13 protein-coding genes and 1 pseudogene are annotated in these 12,811 nt (G+C 66.8%); 7 read left to right on the forward strand and 7 right to left on the reverse strand.

Annotation, left to right across the window (positions count from 1 at the left end; translation table 11 throughout):
• The 3 genes and pseudogenes from WKI94_RS05720 to WKI94_RS05730 form a co-directional block, all read right to left on the reverse strand.
• Positions 1–101: pseudogene (locus WKI94_RS05720) on the reverse strand (DNA-binding response regulator); the annotation flags it as partial.
• Entirely contained in the window at positions 98–1,786 is a 1,689-nt protein-coding gene (locus tag WKI94_RS05725) for an ATP-binding protein (RefSeq protein ID WP_337844809.1), read from the reverse strand. The pseudogene WKI94_RS05720 and the gene WKI94_RS05725, both read right to left, overlap by 4 nt.
• On the reverse strand, positions 1,783–2,424 hold the full coding sequence (locus tag WKI94_RS05730; protein ID WP_337844810.1) for a PhnD/SsuA/transferrin family substrate-binding protein: 642 nt from the start codon (positions 2,422–2,424) through the stop codon (positions 1,783–1,785). The genes WKI94_RS05725 and WKI94_RS05730 overlap by 4 nt, the downstream gene beginning before the upstream one ends.
• Positions 2,425–2,744: 320 nt before the next feature.
• Here WKI94_RS05730 and WKI94_RS05735 point away from each other — a divergent pair, with 320 nt between their 5' ends.
• The 7 genes from WKI94_RS05735 to WKI94_RS05765 all read left to right on the forward strand — a co-directional run bounded on the left by WKI94_RS05735 (position 2,745) and on the right by WKI94_RS05765 (position 9,638).
• On the forward strand, positions 2,745–3,575 hold the full coding sequence (locus WKI94_RS05735; RefSeq protein WP_337844811.1) for a 4Fe-4S dicluster domain-containing protein: 831 nt from the start codon (positions 2,745–2,747) through the stop codon (positions 3,573–3,575).
• A 9-nt stretch (positions 3,576–3,584) separates the two neighbouring features.
• Complete coding sequence (locus WKI94_RS05740) at positions 3,585–5,318, forward strand: hypothetical protein (RefSeq protein ID WP_337844812.1); 1,734 nt, start codon at positions 3,585–3,587, stop codon at positions 5,316–5,318.
• A gap of 56 nt (positions 5,319–5,374) precedes the next feature.
• Positions 5,375–6,769, forward strand: coding sequence for a molybdopterin dinucleotide binding domain-containing protein (locus WKI94_RS05745; RefSeq protein ID WP_337844813.1), 1,395 nt, complete (start codon positions 5,375–5,377; stop codon positions 6,767–6,769).
• Positions 6,770–6,855: 86 nt separating this feature from the next.
• On the forward strand, positions 6,856–7,293 hold the full coding sequence (locus tag WKI94_RS05750) for a hypothetical protein (RefSeq protein WP_337844814.1): 438 nt from the start codon (positions 6,856–6,858) through the stop codon (positions 7,291–7,293).
• Positions 7,294–7,306: 13 nt separating this feature from the next.
• Positions 7,307–7,756, forward strand: coding sequence for a hypothetical protein (locus WKI94_RS05755; protein ID WP_337844815.1), 450 nt, complete (start codon positions 7,307–7,309; stop codon positions 7,754–7,756).
• 2 nt (positions 7,757–7,758) lie between these two features.
• Positions 7,759–8,316 carry a DOMON domain-containing protein gene (locus tag WKI94_RS05760; protein WP_337844816.1) on the forward strand — a complete coding sequence of 186 codons (558 nt, stop codon included), beginning with the start codon at positions 7,759–7,761 and terminating at the stop codon, positions 8,314–8,316.
• 98 nt (positions 8,317–8,414) lie between these two features.
• Complete coding sequence (locus WKI94_RS05765; protein WP_337844817.1) at positions 8,415–9,638, forward strand: YeeE/YedE family protein; 1,224 nt, start codon at positions 8,415–8,417, stop codon at positions 9,636–9,638.
• Here the strand turns inward: WKI94_RS05765 and WKI94_RS05770 are convergent.
• The 4 genes from WKI94_RS05770 to WKI94_RS05785 are packed head-to-tail and all read right to left on the reverse strand — an operon-like array spanning position 9,573 to position 12,778.
• A complete protein-coding gene (locus tag WKI94_RS05770; protein ID WP_337844818.1) occupies positions 9,573–10,436 on the reverse strand; it encodes a complex I NDUFA9 subunit family protein in 864 nt (287 codons plus the stop codon). The two genes, WKI94_RS05765 and WKI94_RS05770, sit on opposite strands and share 66 nt — an antisense overlap.
• Before the next feature lie 4 nt (positions 10,437–10,440).
• The gene (locus tag WKI94_RS05775; RefSeq protein ID WP_337844819.1) at positions 10,441–11,361 is read right to left on the reverse strand and encodes a DUF523 and DUF1722 domain-containing protein; all 921 of its coding nucleotides are present in this window, start codon (positions 11,359–11,361) and stop codon (positions 10,441–10,443) included.
• Entirely contained in the window at positions 11,358–11,945 is a 588-nt protein-coding gene (locus WKI94_RS05780) for a cyclic nucleotide-binding domain-containing protein (RefSeq protein ID WP_337844820.1), read from the reverse strand. The genes WKI94_RS05775 and WKI94_RS05780 overlap by 4 nt, the downstream gene beginning before the upstream one ends.
• On the reverse strand, positions 11,942–12,778 hold the full coding sequence (locus WKI94_RS05785; protein ID WP_337844822.1) for a MerR family transcriptional regulator: 837 nt from the start codon (positions 12,776–12,778) through the stop codon (positions 11,942–11,944). The genes WKI94_RS05780 and WKI94_RS05785 overlap by 4 nt, the downstream gene beginning before the upstream one ends.
• Positions 12,779–12,811 lie beyond the last annotated feature (33 nt).

Below are 12,811 nucleotides of genomic sequence, written 5' to 3' on the forward strand. Positions count from 1 at the left end.
CTTCCCGCCTCCCCCACCACCCTCACCCCCCGGGCCTCCAAGAGGTGCTTAAGTCCGGTCCGCACCAGGGCGTGGTCCTCCACCAGCACCACCCGGATCACGCTTTCACCTCCAGGGGTAGGCGGATCTGGATCCAGGTACCCCGGCCTGGGGCGCTTTCCAGCAGGAACCGCCCCCCCACCAGTTCCACCCGCTCCCGCATCCCCAAAAGCCCCTGCCGGCCCGCCTCCACCGCTTCGGGCACGAAGCCCCGCCCCCCGTCTTCCACGAAAACCCGAACCTCCCCCTCCGCCTCCAACACGCCCACCGCCGCCCAGGGGCTTTCCGCATGCCGAGCCACGTTGGTCACGGCCTCCTGGACTACCCGGTAGATGACGGTCTCCCACTCCCTGGGCAAGGGGCGGGTGAGGTGGAAGGAAAGGTCCACCCCGATCCCTGTGCGTTCGGAAAACTCCCGCACGTAGCGCTCCAAAGCCGCCTTCAGGCCTAAGTGGTCCAGGACGCTTGGCCTCAAGTCCCAGGCCAGGCGGCGCACCTCCGCCAGGGTACGCCGGACCAGTTCCTTTAGGGGCTCGGACCCAGGCAGGCTTTCCAACCCCAGGAGAAGCCCGGTGAGGGCCTGGCCGATCTCGTCGTGAAGCTCCCGGGCCAGCCGCCCCCGTTCCTCCTCCTGGGCGGCCAGCCAGGCGCTCATGAGCCGGGCCCGCTGGCGCTCCTTTTCCTCTAAGAGGCCGTAAAGCCGGGCGTTTTCCAGAGCTGAGGAAAGGGGCAGGGAGAGGGCCCCCAAGAACTCCTTCAGCCAAGCCTCCTCCACCTGGGGGGCACCGTGGAGAACCAGGGCCCCCCTAGGCGGCACGGGCACCGCCACCCCCCCAGGGGCGACCACCACCTGGCCCCGGCGAAGGGCCTCCTCCGCCAGCGGACCCACCGCCCCCAGGGGGCAGAGGCTTTGGCAGGCCCGACAGTGAACCACCTGGCCCTCCACCCACAGGTCCCCACAAAGGAAACCCAGCTCCCGTGTGAGGAGGGAAAGAACCCGATCGGCCAGCTCCTCCAACCTCAGGGCATGGGCCTCAGCCAGGAGGCGGTTTAGAAGGAGAAGCTGGCGCCTTTGCTGGGTCACTGCTTGGCCCATCTCGTTCAGGGCCCGGCCCAGAAGCCCAAGCTCGTTCCTGGGCTCGGGAAAGACCGGGGCCTCCCCCTGGCCCACCTGGGCCACCCGCTCGGCCATGGCCCTCAGGGGCTCCAGGTGCCTGAGGAGGAGGAAGTACCCTAGCCCACCCCCCAGGCCCACGGCCCAAAGGAGGCCGAAAAGCCCCGTGCGCACCACCTGAGCCACCTCCCGCCGGAGGGGGGCTTGGTAGAACCCCAGGCGGAGCCACCCCACCTGCCCCCCAAAGATCTCCGCCTCGGCTTGGTAGACGGTCTGGCCCTGAAGGCTAAGCGTCCTCTCCCCGCCTAGGACCCGGAGCGCCTCGGGCACCCCCCCCTCAAAGGTGTGCACCAGGACCCGCCCCTCCGGATCCAGCACGTAGGCGTAGGCCAGGTCCGGATCACGGGCCTGAGCGGTGCGAAGCCTCTCCCAGGCGGAAAGCCGGTCCCCCAGCAGGAGGTCGTCGGAAAGGAAGGCGGCCAGGTCCTGGGCTGCGCCTCGAGCCCGCTGCCACAGGGCCTTTTCCCCCTCTGCCCACAAGAAGGTGGCCCCACCCAGGATAAGCACCCCACCCGTGACCAGGGCCGAAAGGAGTAGGGTGGCGAAAAGCTGGTGAACAAGTCCCCACCTCACTCCAGCGCCTCCTTGGCCCGGCGGTACACCCGCACATAGTCCAACGTCTCCACGGGCCGGAACCCCTCAAGGCCCAGGGGTTGCAAGACCCTCCGCCCCTCCGGGGTGCTGGCGTAGGCCAGAAGGCCCTTTAGGAAGCGATCCCGAAGGGCAGGATCCAGCCCCTTACGGGCCACGACTGGGGGTGGGGGGTCGGTGGGCCCCTGCCAGACCACCCGAAGCCCCGGAAGGCCCAGGGTCTCGTAGACCACCCGGTCCACCGCCGCCCCCTCCGCCAGGCCATGAAGCACGGCGAGAAGAACCCGGTCGTGGTGGTAGGCGAAAAAAGCCTGGGCAAAGAACCCTTCCCCCAGGCCCCGGGCGGCCAGCTTGGGCCAGGCGTGGCCGGTGTTGGAAAGGGGGTCGGTGAAGGCGAAGGGAAGGCCCCTAAGATCCGCCAAGGTACGGTAGGAGGAGGAAACCTGCACCACCACCAGGCTCTGGTAGGGTACGGAAGTCTCCCCGGCCAGGAGCACCCCCAAAACCCCCTCCTCCGCTCCGAGCCCCGCAGCCAGGGTGCAGAGGAAGCCCAGGTCGGCCCGGCCCTGGCGCAGGGCCTCGAGGACCTCCCCGTAGGTGCGGCGGCCGAAAACCTCCACCTGCACCCCAAGCCTTGGAAGAGGACCCGGTAGGGTTCGGCCCCCTTAGGGAAGCGCATCCCCGCCACCACCACCCGGACCGTCCCCGTGGGGGCCTCGGGGGCGTAGGGCGGGCCCAGCTCCACCCCCGGCGGGCGGGCGCAGGCCATAAGGAGGAGCGCCAAGACCCCAAGCCCTCGCATTAACCCCAGCCTAGAGAGGACCGCGGAGGATAGATGTCCCTGGCCCCGTCCGTTTCTTTCTGGACAGCCCCGTCCCCAAACCCCCCGCTACCCTTCCCCGAGGCCCCAGCCTAGCCTGAAGGCAAAAGGAGGTGGGCGATGGAAAAACCCATGAACCCGGAGGATCGGCGGCGCTTCCTTTCCAAGTTCGCCAGCGCCGTCTTCGCCTCCATGGTGGCCCCAGGCCTGGCCCAGGGCCTGCCCCCAACCCCACCCCCCACGGGGGAGGAAAAAGATGCCCTCCTGCGCATGCAGGAAGACCTGGAGCGGGCGCTTAAAAACCCCAAGCGCCGCTGGGGCATGGTGATTGACCTGAGGAAGTGCGTGGGCTGCCATGCCTGCACCGTGAGCTGCATCGCGGAAAACCGCCTTCCCCCCGGCGTGGTCTACCGCCCGGTGACGGAGGAGGAGGTGGGCACCTACCCCAACGTCACCTACCGCTTCGTCCCCCGCCCCTGCATGCAGTGCGACGAGCCCCCCTGTGTGCCCGCCTGCCCGTACGACGCCACTTGGAAGCGGGAAGGCGGCATCGTGGAGATTGACTACGAGCTCTGCGTGGGGTGCGAGAAGTGCATTCCCCCTTGTCCCTATAACTCTCGCCACAAGGACGATGGGGCCTACTGGACAGAGCAAACCCCAGGCCAAGGGGAGATGCCCTACGAGACCCTCCCCGTCTACGAGTGGGGCAAAAAAGTGGCCCGGGAAGACGAGGCCGGCCCCATAGACAAGGTGCGCAAGTGCCACTTCTGCCTGCACCGCATCACCCAAGGCCTCCTTCCCCAGTGCGTCACCACCTGCATCGGACGCGCCACCTTCTTTGGGGACCTGGAGGACCCCGCCTCCTTGGTCCACCAACTGGCCAAATCCCCCAACGCCATCCGGCTTAAAGAAGAAGCGGGCACCAAGCCCCAGGTGTACTACCTGGTGTAGGAGGTAGCCATGGAAAAGGTTTCCCGGCGTAAACTCCTCAAGCTTTCGGGGGCAGGCGCCCTCCTTGGACCCTTGGGGCTCGCCCTGCAGGAGGTTTCAGCCCAAGGGGGCCTGGCCTACGAGGTCCAGCTCCCCGAGAACACCATCTACTCCTCCTGCCTCCAGTGCAACACCGGCTGCCCCATCAAGGTGAAGCTCCACGAGAGCGTGGCCGCCAAGATTGACGGCAACCCCCTCTCCCCCTGGACCTTCCGGCCCCACCTGCCCTTCACAACGGAGGTGGAAGCCCTGGCCAAGGTGAACGGGGCCCTTTGCCCCAAAGGCCAGGCGGGTATCCAGACGGCTTACGATCCCTACCGCATCCGTCGGGTTCTGAAGCGGGCCGGCCCCCGGGGCAGCGGCAAGTGGGTGGAGATCCCCTTTGAGCAGGCGGTGCGGGAGATCGTGGAAGGGGGCCAGCTTTTCAAGGAGATTGGGGACGAGCGCCACTACCCTGGCCTCAGGGAGGTCTGGGCCCTCCGCGACCCCCAGGTGATGAAGGCCATGGGGGACGCGGTGAAGGCCATATGGGCGGAGAAGGACCCCGCCAAGAAAAAGGCCCTGGTGGAGAAGTTCCAAGAAGATTTCAAGGACCACCTCCACACCCTCATCCACCCCGACCACCCCGACCTGGGACCCAAGAACAACCAGGTGGTCTTCACCTGGGGCCGGCTTAAGGCGGGGCGGAGCGACTTCATCCGCTGGTTCTTCAGCCAGGGCCCGGGCACGGTCAACCTCCACGGCCACACCACCGTCTGCCAGGGCTCCATGTACTTCACCGGCCAGGCCATGAGCGAGCAGCCCACCTTTGACGCTTCGGGCAAGCTCTCCTGGTCGGGCGGCGCCAAGTTCTACTGGCAGGCGGATCTCTCCAAGGCCCGCTTTGTCGTCTTCGTGGGGGCCAACGTCTTTGAGGGGAACTACGGCCCCCCCTTGCGGGTGGGCTGGATCACGGAACGGGCGGCCAAAGGGGAGTTGGAGTACGCCATCGTGGACCCCAGGGGGCAGAAGGGCATCAAGGGGGCCAGCCGCTGGATCGCCCCCAAGCCAGGGCACGACGCGGCCATTGCCCTGGGGGTCATCCGCCTCCTCCTGGAGTGGGACAAGATTGACCGCCGCTTCCTCTCCGCCGCCAACAAGGCCGCAGCCAAGTCTATTGGGGAAAGCGCCTGGAGCAACGCCTCCTGGCTGGTGAAGATAAAAGACGGCCAGCCGGAAAGGCTCCTCAGGGCCAGCGACCTCGGCCTGCCCAAACCCAAGGCTAAGGTGGGGGATAAGGAGGTGGAGCTGGACGCCCCCGTGGTCCTGGCACAAGGGCGGCCCCTGGCCTTCAACCCCAACGACGAAAACGAGGCGGTCTTCGGGGAGCTTTTCGTGGACACCCGTTCGAGTGGGATCCTCGTAAAAAGCGCCCTCCAGCTCCTAAAGGAAGAGGCCTTCAAGCACCAGGTGAAGACCTGGGCCGCCTTCGCCGGGGTGAAGGAGGAAGACCTCCGCTTCCTGGCGGAGAAGTTTGCCCAGTATGGCAAGAAAGCTGTGGTGGACGTCCACCGGGGGGCCAGCCAGCACACCAACGGCTTTTACAACGTCTTCGCCTGGTTCACCGTAACGTCCTCCTGGGCAACCTGGACCACCAGGGGGGCTTCGTCCAGGCCAGCACCTACGACATCACCGGGGGCAAGGCGGGGGGTCCCTTCGCCATAGGCAAGTTCCACCCCAAGCCCCTCAGCCCCTTTGGCATCAGCCTCATCCGCCACGGGGTGAGGTATGAAGACACCACCCTCTTCCAAGGGTACCCCGCCCCACGCCCCTGGTACCCCCACACTTCCGATGTCTACCAGGAGATCCTGCCCTCCGCAGCCCAGGGCTACCCCTACCCGGTGAAGATCCTCTTCCACTACATGGGCTCTCCAGCCTACGCCCTGCCAGGCGGGCACGAGCAGATCCGGGCCATGCTGGATCCGGACAAGATCCCCCTTATCGTGGCCTTTGACATCGTGGTGGGGGACTCTTACCTCTTCGCGGACTACATCATCCCGGACCTTTCCTACCTGGAGCGCTGGGAGTTCCACGGCTCCCACCCCTCCATCATCTGGAAGGTCCAGCCCGTGCGCCAGCCGGCCATCCCCCCCATCCCCGAGGAGGTGGAAGTCTTCGGCCAACGGATGCCCATCTGCTTGGAGAGCTTCCTCCTGGCCCTAGCGGAGCGGCTAGGGGTTCCTGGCTTTGGGGAAAAGGGCTTCACCAACGGCATGCCCTTCACCCACATGGACCACTTCTACCTGAAGTTGGCGGCCAACCTGGCCTTTGGGGAAAAAGCCGACGGCTCGGATGCCCTGCCCCAGGCGGATGAGAAGGAGCTTGCGGTCTTCCGGCAGGCCCGCCGCCACCTGCCCTCTTCCGTCTTTGACGAGAAGCGCTGGCGGGAAGCCGTGGGGGACGAGGGGCTCTTTAGGCGGGTGGTCTACCTCCTGAACCGGGGCGGCCGCTTCCAGGCCTTCGCCGAGGCCTACGCCCAGAACGGCCTGGTGGCCAACCGCTACGCCAAACAGGTGAACCTCTTCCTGGAAAAGCATCTCCTTTCCAAGAACGCCATGACCGGGAGGCCCTACTGGCCCCTGCCCACCTACCTCTCCCCTTACCGGGACGTCCTGGGCAACCCCCTCTCCGACCCCGGCTACGGCCTCACCCTCCTGACCCACCGGGATATCCTCCAAACCAAGAGCCGGACCATCAGCAACTACTGGCTCCTCAGCATTAAACCAGAGAACGCCATCCTGGTAAGCGCCGAGGATGCCCAGCGCCTGGGCCTCAAGGAGGGGCAGAAGGTCATGGTGGTCTCCGCCACCAACCCCAAAGGGGAGTGGGATCTGGGGCCCTTTGGCAAGAAGCCCATGGTGGGGAAGGTGAAGGTGGTCCAGGGGATGCGGCCCGGGTGTGTGTCCTTCACCCTGGGCTGGGGCCACTGGGCCTACGGAGCTGCGGACATCGTGGTAAACGGCCAGGTCATTAAGGGGGACCCCCGCCGGGCCCAAGGGGTCCACGCCAACGCCGCCATGCGCCTGGACCCCTATTTGAAGGACATGGCCCTCACGGACACCGTGGGGGGTAGCGTGGTCTTCTACGAGACCAGGGTCAATCTCATCCCCGTGTAGCCCGCCTCCCCCCGGGGGAACCCGGGGGGACAAAGCTACCGGGATACCCATGGTAGGGTTGTACTTAGAGGTAAGGAGGTAGAGGCGTGATTCCTGCTCTGCGCGAGGCTAAAACCCAAACCCAATGGGCGCTGGAGTTCATCCGCACGGTGATGCTCCTCCTCTGTCTGGTGGGTTGGGTCATGTACCCCTTGGAACTCCTCCTTCTGGAGCACTGGACGGAGGCCTGGCAAAGCCGCATCCCCTTCTTCGTGGCGGTACCGGGGTTCATCCTCACCCTGTGGGTGCTCTTTGACCGGAAAACCCCTTGGGTGCGCTGGGCTTTTATCCTCACCATGTGGGCCTCCCTCCTCACCGGGGCCTTGGGGGTCTATTTCCACCTCCTCTGGAACTTTGAGGGGGAGGTGAACTGGGAGTTTGAAGCCGCCATGGAAGCCATGGCCGGGAGCCGGCCGGTGCTGGCGGCCTTGGCTTTCACCCACATGGGGGTCACGGGCCTCCTCTCCATCTACCGGGCCCGCTAAAGGAGGTGGCCGGATGATTGAAGCCCTCATCAAAGCCCAAAGCGAAGAGGAGCGCCTCTTGGAGTTCCTGCGGAGCACCTTCCTCCTCATCGCCCTGATGGGGTTCCTCTTCTACGGCATGGAGCACTGGGTCCTGGACCACTGGGCGGACAGCTGGCAGAGCCGCATCCCCTTCTACGTCTCCCTGGTGGGGGCCCCCCTCACCCTCCTTATGTTCTTCCACCGGGGGCCTGGGGTGCGCTACCCCTTCCTTCTCTGGATGCTGGTGAGCGTCCTCACGGGGATCCTGGGGGCGTACTACCACCTCCTCTGGAATGCCCAGGACGCAGAGGTAAGCCTTTGGACCCTCTCGGGCTTCCTGGAAGCGTTTAAGGGAAGCCGGCCGGTGCTGGCGGCCTTGGCCCACACCCACGTGGGGGCCGTGGCCTTTGTGGTGGGAATAACCATACGGGACAGGAGGTAAGCATGAGGATCAAAGGGGTGTTCTGGTTGGGAATGATGGCGTTGGGTCTGGCGCTGGCGCAGGCGCCCAAGGTAGACGGCAAGATCGCCCCCGGCGAGTATGCCAAGAGCTACAAACACGAGAAGTCGGGGATCACCGTCTACTGGAGCATCGTGGGGGACACGATCTACCTGGCCCTCGAGGGCGAGAGCAAAGGTTGGATCGGGCTTGGGCTCCTTGCCGAAAAGACCAACAAGAAGCAGGGTGCGGACCAGTATCTCTTCTACATGGAGGGGGGCAAGCTGGTGGCCCTGGATATGTACCAGACCAAGCGCACCGGCGCCCCGGCCACGGACGATAAGGAGGGAGGCAAGAACTCCATCCTGGCCAGCGCGGCCACCTATGAGGGGGGGCGTTGGACCGTGGAGTGGAGCCGGAAGCTGAAGACCGGGGAAGCCACCGACGTGGAGATCACCCCCGGTCGGAAGCTCATCCTCCTCCTGGCCCACTCGGAAAAGATGGATCCCAAGGAGGAGCACAAGAAGACCGAGCGCTGGTACGTGGAGGACTTCGCCTTCTGAAGGCCTTTAGCCCCCGGGGGGCTTAGGGTCCCCCGGGGCGCGTGTTAAGGGGTGAAGTATACCATTGACTTCAATATGCTCATAGGTATATTGGAGCCATGACGCGGCGTCTCCAACCCTTACCCCTCCTGACCTTTGGCCTATTGGCCCTGGCTCTCTCCTGGGCCATTCTCCAGGCGGGGGGCCTAAGGTTGGTCCTGGCCTTTTGGCTCGGGGTGTGGCTGGGCCTTGCCCTCTTCCACGCCCGCTTCGGCTTCGCCTCGGGCTTCCGGCGCTTCCTCCTCACCGGGGAAAGCCGCCTAATCCGGGCCCATTTCCTCCTCTTCGCCCTCACCGCCACCCTTTTCGCTCCTTTCCTGGCCACGGGAATGGCCTCGGGGTTTGTGGCGCCCATGGGGGTTGGGCTCCTCGTCGGGGCCTTCCTCTTCGGGGTGGGGATGCAGCTTGGGGACGGGTGCGCCTCGGGCACCCTGTACCACACGGGAAGCGGGGACACCCGGGGGCTCTTCACCCTGCTTGGGTTCATGGTGGGTTCGCTCCTCGGGGTCTTCCACCTCCCCTACTGGCAGAGCCTGCCCAAGCTGGCCCCGGGGAGCGCCCTGGAGTGGTTCCAGCCCCTGACGGGACCCCTCCTGGGGGCTTTCCTGGGCTACAGCCTGTGGATGGCCCTACTCCTCGGGCTCTACCTCCTGGTGGCCCGGGTGGAGCGGGTCCGAAGGGGGCGGGTGGAACCCCTCTGGGGAGGACAGGGCCACCCCCTCCTCGGGCCCTGGTCCTTGGGGGTGGGGGCCTTAGCCCTGGCCTTGGGAAGCCTTCTTACCCTCCTCCTCCTGGGGCGGCCTTGGGGCATTACCTCGGCCTTCGCCCTCTGGGGCGGGAAGCTAGCGGAGGCCTTAGGGGTTCCCGTTTTGGACTGGGCCCTCTTCCAGGCCCCGGAGTTCGCGGAAAAGCTAATGGGAAGTATCCTCCAGGACCCCACCAGCGTCATGAACTTTGGCCTTTTCCTAGGGGCTTTCCTGGGGGCAGCCTTGGGAGGCGGTCTTCGCTTCCAGGACCCGCGCCGGATTCCCATGAGCACCCTCTTCGCGGTCTTCCTGGGCGGGGTGCTCATGGGCTACGGGGCGCGGCTCGCCTCCGGGTGCAACATCGGGGCCTACCTGGGCGGGATAGCCTCCTTCAGCCTCCACGGCTACGCCTGGGGGCTTGCGGCCCTCGTGGGGAGCGCTCTTGGGGTGAGGTTCAGACCCCTTTGCCGCTTAACACCGGAGGTAGCGGGGCAGGACCTCTTCCAGAGGCGTGGGACGCGGGAGAAGGGCCTTTAGGGCCTCGGGGAAGGGGGCGGTGTTCCCGAGCTTGAGCATCCGGTACTGGTCCAGGGTGAGGGGAGCGAAGGGCAGGGGGGAGAGGAGGGGTACCAGGAGATCCAGGAGGGAAATGGGGATGGGGAGGAAGGGCTTCTTGCGGCCCACCGCCTCCATGACCAGTTCCAGAAGGGCGCGCAGGGTGTACTCCTTGGGCCCCACCAGGTCCAAGGGTCCAAGGACCTCCCCCTCAAGGACCCCCACGGCCACCTCCGCCACATCCCCCGCGTAGACGGGCCTGAAGGGAAAGCTCCCGTCCCCCAAGAGGGGCACAAAGGGAAGGGGCTGGCAGACCAGGCCCCTTAGGATCTTCCCCAAGAACTCGTCCCCGGGGCCGAAGATGAGGCTTGGGCGGAGGAGGGTGGCCTTTAGGCCGCTTTCTAGGATGAGGGCCTCCGCCTCGGCCTTGGTCTCAAAGTAGCGGCTTCCCGTGCCCCGGCGGGCCCCCAGGGCGGAGAGGTGCACCAAGCGGTCCACCCCCGCCCGCTCCATGGCCTTTAGGGTGTTCCGCACCCCTTCCACGTGCACCGCCTGAAAGGTCTGGCCCCGCTCCCGGATGATCCCCGCCAGGTAGAAAACGGCCTCCACCCCTTCCAGGTCCGGCACCTCCTGGGTAATGTCCCCAGGGCGGTACTGGACCCCCTGGGGCAAGGGGCGGGGGCGGCGGGCCAGGACCAGGGGGGTGTGGCCCCGCCGGAGGAGGGCCTCCAGGACATAGCCCCCTAGGAAACCTGTCCCCCCGATGACCAGGACCCGCATGCCCCTAGGCCACCCCTTTCAGGGAAGGCGGGAAGGGCTCCAAAAGGGCCTGGACCTCCAGGTACGGGGCCCTGAAGCGCAGGGCCCAGGCCCGGAGGAGGGTAAGGAGGGCCTCGAGGGGAAGCCGCCCTTCCCGGAAGTCCTTAAGCCTCTCCAAGAAGTAGGTCTTCTCGGCCCTAGAAAGCCCGTCCAGATGGCCAAAGGCGTGGAGGAGAGCATCGGCCATCCGCCCGGGGCGGGGGGGCTTGGCGGTGGCCCTTAGAAAACCCTCCCGGTAGGCCCGCTTGGCCTCGGGAAAGGAGGGGCTTTGGGCGAGGAGGCGGCCTAGGACCCGGGACGCCTGGGGATCGTAAGCCAGGAGTAGGAGCTTGTAGCGAGCGTGAAAGGCCATAAGCTCTCCCAGGGAGGAGACCCCTCGCAGCCGGGCCAGGGCGAAGAGGCGGGTGAGGAAGGAGGCCAGGATGGCAGGGTCCCTAAGCCTGCCCTCCTCCTCCACGGGGAAGAAGGGAAAGGCCTCCAGGATCTTCTTGGCGAAAAGCCCGGGGCCCCGGGCCACCGTGCCCCCACCGGTGGGGTGGGCGTAGACCTTGGCGTCCTTCAGGGCACAGGAAGGGGAGCGGTTTTTGAGGAGAAAACCGTCCACCTCGGGAAGGGCCTCGAGGAAGCGCTCGGCAAAGGCCTCCATCCTGTCGGTGAGGTCCTCCCCCGTCTCCGGCTGGACCAGGGCCACCCCCTCCCCCCGGCGCACCAGGCGCACCGTGGGCCGGGGCACCCCCAGGCCCACCCCCACCTCGGGGCAGACGGGGATGAGGTCCACGTGGGGGCGGAGGGCCTCGAGGACCGGCTCCCGGACTCTTTCCCCATTGTAGCGAAAGGCCCCAAGGAAGCAGGCGCCCACCACGAGCCTAGGCCTTGGCCAGCTCATGCTGCCTCCAGCTGGCCCTCGGCCAAAGCCGCCAGGGCCTTCAAGTCCAGGAGATAGACCCGGCGGTAGGAGGTCTCCAAAAGCCCCTCCCGGCGGAGCTCCGAAAGGAGCTTGGACACCGACTCCCGGGTGGAGGCGGTGGCGTCGGCGATCTCCTCGTGGGAGGCGGTGACGTATAGCCCCCGCCCGTCCCGGAAGGAGGCCGGGGTGTCCGCCAGGAAGAGGAGGTAGCGGGCGATGCGCGCGCGGAGCTCTCCCGTCTGCAGGTGGGCCTCGTAGGCCTGGACCCGGCGCATCTGCCGGGCCAGGTTGCGGGCCACCAGCTGGAGCTCCTCGTGGCCCATGCGCTTGGGGTCCAGGCCCACCACCACCGCCTCCGTCATGGCCTCCGCGGTGTAGCGGTGGCGCTTCCCCTCCAGGGCCTCCTCCCCAAAGAAGTCCCCCGGCAGGATGTGGCGCAGGGTGAGGGTACGGCCATCGGGGAGGAGCTCCACGATGCGCACCAGGCCCTCCTGGAGCCGGTAGAGGGCGTCCGCCCGGTCCCCGGCAAGATAGATGGTCTCTTTACGGCTATACCTTTTCATGCTCTCTCCTCCCAAACCTCGGGCAACCGTTCCACTTCCCCCACGTAAAGGGCCCCAAGACGGGCTGCCTCCTCGAGGCTTGCCCCCTGCCCCCCCAGGACCACCTTGGGGGCCAGGCCCTTCAGGGCACCATCGGGTAGGGCCTTGAGGGGGTCCGGCAGGAGAGCGGAAAGGACCACCCCCCGGGCGGAAAGCCTTTCTGCCAGGTCCTTGAGGTCGGAAAGGGGGGTGTCGGGGCCCAGGTAGAGGGCGGGAAGGCCGCTGCGGCGCAGGAAGTAGGCGGCCAGCATGGCCCCGATCTCGTGCCGCTCCCCCGGGGGGGTGGTGGCCAGGATGGGCGGCCCCTTGGGCTGGCCCACCAGGTCCAGAAGCTCGTGCACCCGGGCCCGGAGGAAGTGGCTGGCCAGGTGCTCCTGGGCCACGCTGGCCTCCCCCCGGTGCCAGGCCTCCCCCACCGCCCGGAGGACGGGGACCAGGAGGCCGGTGAGCGCCCCTTCTGGGCCTAGAAGCCGAAGGCCCCGGCGGAAAAGGGCCTCCGCTTGGGAGAGGTCAGCCCGGAGGAGGGCCTGGAGGAGGGCCTCCTCGAGGCCCTGGGGCCGGACCCCTTGGGCCAGGTAACGGCGGATGGCCGCCTGGGGGGTAGCCCCCTCCTCCAGATAGCGGCGGATGGTCTTCAGGGCCTCCACGTCCTCTTCCCGGTAGAGGCGGTGCCCCCCAGGGGTGCGCTCGGGGCGGGGGAAGCCGTAGCGGCGTTCCCACTGCCTAAGGACCTCGGCGGAAAGGCCGGTCATGGCCTCCACCTCGGCGATGGTGTACACCCCAGAGCGGATCATGGCCTTAGGTTAGCAGGGTCGTACAGGTTTTGT

This window comes from Thermus sp. (assembly GCF_037444525.1).
Lineage (GTDB): Bacteria > Deinococcota > Deinococci > Deinococcales > Thermaceae > Thermus.